At 59.0% G+C, this 3431-nt stretch carries 5 protein-coding genes and 1 pseudogene; 3 read left to right on the top strand and 3 right to left on the bottom strand.

Annotated elements, in window-relative coordinates; translation table 11 throughout:
• Both AC1DE4_RS31535 and AC1DE4_RS31530 read left to right on the top strand, forming a co-directional pair.
• On the top strand, positions 1–441 hold a 441-nt coding region (locus AC1DE4_RS31535), incomplete at its 5' end, for a cytochrome c-type biogenesis protein (RefSeq protein WP_477884730.1).
• Positions 442–514: 73 nt separating this feature from the next.
• Positions 515–1210 carry a CBS domain-containing protein gene (locus tag AC1DE4_RS31530; protein ID WP_169683394.1) on the top strand — a complete coding sequence of 232 codons (696 nt, stop codon included), beginning with the start codon at positions 515–517 and terminating at the stop codon, positions 1208–1210.
• 304 nt (positions 1211–1514) lie between these two features.
• Here AC1DE4_RS31530 and AC1DE4_RS31525 read toward each other — a convergent pair whose 3' ends face one another.
• From AC1DE4_RS31525 to AC1DE4_RS31515, 3 genes are read right to left on the bottom strand one after another with little or no spacing between them, the layout of a single operon-like run.
• Positions 1515–2075 (bottom strand): DsbE family thiol:disulfide interchange protein, encoded by a 561-nt coding sequence (locus tag AC1DE4_RS31525; protein WP_062374580.1) that lies wholly within the window; start codon positions 2073–2075, stop codon positions 1515–1517.
• A 1-nt stretch (position 2076) separates the two neighbouring features.
• Positions 2077–2232: a heme exporter protein CcmD gene (locus AC1DE4_RS31520; protein ID WP_169683396.1), complete on the bottom strand. Its 156-nt coding sequence runs from the start codon at positions 2230–2232 to the stop codon at positions 2077–2079.
• Position 2233: 1 nt separating this feature from the next.
• Positions 2234–2998: a heme ABC transporter permease gene (locus AC1DE4_RS31515; protein ID WP_192303088.1), complete on the bottom strand. Its 765-nt coding sequence runs from the start codon at positions 2996–2998 to the stop codon at positions 2234–2236.
• A 272-nt stretch (positions 2999–3270) separates the two neighbouring features.
• On the opposite strand from AC1DE4_RS31515, the pseudogene AC1DE4_RS31510 reads away from it, so the two are divergent.
• A pseudogene (locus AC1DE4_RS31510) lies at positions 3271–3431 on the top strand (5-aminolevulinate synthase); the annotation flags it as partial.

The following is a 3431-nucleotide window of genomic DNA, read 5'->3' as shown; positions in this document are numbered from 1 at the left end:
ATAGCGATAGTTCTGTCGGCCGCGCCGGCCTTTGCCGTCAATCCGGACGAGGTTCTTGCCGATCCGGCGCTCGAGGCGCGCGCCCGGGCGATCTCCGCCGAACTGCGCTGCATGGTCTGCCAGAACCAGTCGATCGACGATTCCAATGCCGAGCTTGCGAAGGACCTGCGCCTCCTGGTGCGCGAGCGGCTGACCGATGGCGATACGAACGAGCAGGTGATGAACTACATCGTCTCGCGCTACGGCGAGTTCGTGCTGTTGAAGCCGCGCTTCGAGACGAAGACGATCCTTTTGTGGGGCGCGCCGCTCCTGCTCGTCGTCGCAGGCGGGCTGTCGCTGATCGTCTTCGCGCGGCGTCGCGTGGAGGTGCCGACCGGCAGTCGCCTCAGCGAAGAGGAAGAGAAAAAACTCGACCGACTTATGCATGGCGATGGTCTTTGACTGAGATCAATGTTGAACTGCTTTGCTCATTCTACCGTCGTGCCAGCAGCATTCCGGAAGAGCGAGGCATGAGATGCAGGCCAAGGACATAATGACCACCAACGTGGTTTCAATCAGCCCGGCGGCTAGTGTGCGGCATGCAGTCGCTGTCATGCTTCAAAACAACATCAGCGGCCTGCCAGTCGTCAGCGACGAGGGACGCGTTTGTGGTATGCTGACGGAAGGCGATCTTCTCCTCCGGCGGGAAATCCGGGTTTCGCTGCGGTCATCTCGCGTGTCCGAAGTCACCTCGGAACTTGACCTTGAGCGCTACATTCGCACTCATGGCTGGTCCGTGGCAGATGTCATGTCTCCCGACGTCATTGTCGCATTGCCGGAGAGCGAGGTGTCAGACATCGCCGATAGCCTGCAGGCCCACCGAATCAAGCGGTTACCCATCGTTGAGAACGGGCGACTTGTCGGTATCGTGAGCCGGCGCGACATTCTGGCAATCATTCTCGACGCGCCGCCGACCACACTTCCTCGGGAGGATGAGAGTATTCGTCTGGCGGTACGTACGCGTCTGAGGTCCGACCTCGGTTTGACGCCGCAAAGGGTGCAAGTCTCTGTCAAGAACGGCGAAGTGACCCTGGACGGCCACCTGGAATCGGATCTGAAGCGAAAGGCAGTGCGCACGCTTGTCGAAAGCTTGGGAATCGGCGGCTATCGCGACCGACTGCATGTCATCACGCCCGACAGTGCAGACCGCTCCGACATTGCCTCGGGCTAACATCGATCTTCAGTAGCAACCAGTCGGTTGGTTTCGCAAACATGATCTTGAGAAGCGGTCGCGAAGGGCACCTCTACTGGAGCCGTTGGGACGAGGAGGCTTGTTCGCTTCGCGCCCCGAAATCGAACAAGCCTCTGTCAAGTTCCCAGCATTGACACGGGCATCGCCCGACCCGCGACAGCAATATAGGACAGCACCGGAACGAAATCTTTGACCGATGTCAAAGATGGCAAGTTCCGATTGGCGCTCGGGTGGCGGCCACAGATCGGACATCGGCCAGGCGAGTCGCAAGTCAAGATGAACTTCACCCGCCTGCGAGGGCCTGGTCCAAGAACGGGCGAATATCTTTGGCAAGCGCAGCTGCGTCGAGTGGACCAACGTGCTTGGCTACGATGCGTCCATCCCGGTTGATGACGAATGTCTCCGGAACACCATAAACGCCCCAGTCGATCGAAGCCCTGCCTCTTGCATCGATCCCGATTGCGGCGAAAGGATTCCCGTTCTCGCGTAGAAACGGCAACGCCTTTTCGGGAGCGTCCTTGTAGTTGATTGCAACGACGGTGATGCGGGTGTCTTTGGCAAGTTCCATCAGGACCGGGTGCTCCTGACGGCATGGAATGCACCATGAGGCGAAGATGTTGACGACGGTCACCCGCCCCCGGATGCCGGCGTCCGCCAGACCTGGCGTTGATGAACCGGCGAGCGGCGGAAGATCCACGTGTGGATGTGGTTGGCCGATAAGGGAGGAGGGGAGTGTAGAAGGAGTGTATCCGTCGGCCGATTCCCGGTACAGCACGTTGCCCACAGCACTTGCGATTCCGAGGAATGCGACGAGCGGGATTGCCGCTACGAGGTAACTCCGCATCCTAGCGTTCCTCGCGATTTGGCCGGCGACGCACGACCGCGAGCGCCTCGACCTGTCGGCGGTAGCTTCGGCTGGTGATCCAAACCTTCGCCGCCATCGCAAACATCACCGAGAAGGCCAGCGCGTAAGCGACGAAAACATACTCCTGATGCGTCATCTCAACTATCCCTTTGTGACGCGGCCCTTGCTGCGAGCCTGTAATGAGAGATCAACTTTCTTCGCCAGATCTCGTTTCGTATCGATGCGACGTAAAGCGTCGCAAAGAGCGCGGTAAAAGCGAGGCCCATGATCAGCAGCGGTCGCAGAAATTCGATGTCGAGAGCGGGCCCGTCAAATCTCAGGACACTTGCGGGCTGGTGGAGTGTGTTCCACCACTCGACCGAGAATTTGATGATCGGAATGTTCACGAACCCGACGATGATGAGAACCGCGGAGACGCGGGCAGCCCGCGTCGGCTCGTCAACGGCGCGATTGATCGCCAGTATACCAAGGTACATGATGAACAGCACGAACATGGACGTCAGCCGAGCGTCCCAGACCCACCAGGTCCCCCACATCGGCTTACCCCAGATCGCGCCAGTGACAAGGGACACGAAAGTGAACGCGGCGCCGAGAGGCGCTGCCACGCGGGCTGAAACGTCTGCCAAAGGGTGTCGCCAGACCAGCGATCCAACGGCGTTCAGCGTCATGACCGTGTAGCACAGCATCGCCATCCACGCCGCAGGAACGTGAACATACATTATTCTGACAGTCGCGCCTTGCTGGTAGTCCACATCGGAACTGAAGGCGAGGTAAAGGCCAATCAGAAAGAACAGCATCGTCAGTGCCGATAGAACGGGGATTGCCCGATCTGACATCTCGACGAACCGGGTGGGCTGCGCGAGGCCTTTGACGTATTTTGCGACGTTTGAATATGAACTCATGCCACGAGCCATAGCGCCTGATTGCGCCTCGATAATTGATCCTGGTCAAACATCTCGAACCGACCCGGAGTGATCGAAAATATTTGAAGACCGCTTCAGCGCCCCGATTGCACGAAGCCTGGCCGGCAGCACAAAAGGCGCGACAGCATGGCGCGTTCCAAATTTTGCCGTGCTTCCTCACGGAGCCTGCGAGATGTTCAGCAACTTGACGGAGATCAAATACGGGGCTCGGGAGCCGGTGTATCGCTGCTTGCAGAATAAAGGAGCATGACATGGATTTCGAGGCGTTTTTCAAAAGCGAGCTGGATGGCCTTCACAGCGAAGGTCGCTATCGCGTTTTTGCCGATCTTGAGCGTCACCGCGGCAGCTTTCCGCGCGCCACGCGACACACGGCGGACGGCCCGAAGGAAGTCACGGTCTGGTGCTCCAACGA

The organism is Rhizobium sp. 10N414 (genome assembly GCF_056394785.1).
The sequence above is the reverse complement of the archived record's forward strand: the minus strand, read 5'-3'. Positions and strand labels throughout refer to the sequence as shown.

Coding starts and splice junctions, on each gene's coding strand:
- AC1DE4_RS31530 (WP_169683394.1), top strand. CDS start 515: ATGCAGGCCAAGGACATAATGACCACCAACGTGGTTTCAATCAGCCCG.
- AC1DE4_RS31525 (WP_062374580.1), bottom strand. CDS start 2,075: ATGCGGAGTTACCTCGTAGCGGCAATCCCGCTCGTCGCATTCCTCGGA.
- AC1DE4_RS31520 (WP_169683396.1), bottom strand. CDS start 2,232: ATGACGCATCAGGAGTATGTTTTCGTCGCTTACGCGCTGGCCTTCTCG.
- AC1DE4_RS31515 (WP_192303088.1), bottom strand. CDS start 2,998: ATGAGTTCATATTCAAACGTCGCAAAATACGTCAAAGGCCTCGCGCAG.